Origin of the sequence: Pollutimonas rozaliensis (assembly GCF_048751585.1) — a bacterium.
Lineage (GTDB): Bacteria > Pseudomonadota > Gammaproteobacteria > Burkholderiales > Burkholderiaceae_B.
Window position 1 is genome coordinate 1 of record NZ_JAZHOB010000301.1, and the last position, 246, is coordinate 246.

Sequence of the window (246 nt, forward strand, 5' to 3'; positions counted from 1 at the left end):
CTCCTGTTTTTTACTGTCTGAACTGCCGACGCTGTACAACACTTGGCCGATTAAATCTTCCAATACCAGCGCTGATTTGGTGTCTTCAATATGGCCACCATCTTTGAGCATTTGCTCATCATCAAAGACAAATCCGGGCACTAAACCTATGTATTGCTCACCAATTAATCCTGAAGTGAGTATTTTCACACTGGAGTTTTCAGAAAACTGATCATATCGACTATCGATTGCCATGGTCACAACCGG

The 246-nt window shown here is 42.7% G+C and carries 1 protein-coding gene; it reads right to left on the bottom strand.

The features are described 5' to 3' along the window. The coding region (locus V0R37_RS22990) for an MlaD family protein (RefSeq protein WP_489685829.1) at positions 1 to 246 on the bottom strand (246 nt) is incomplete at both ends.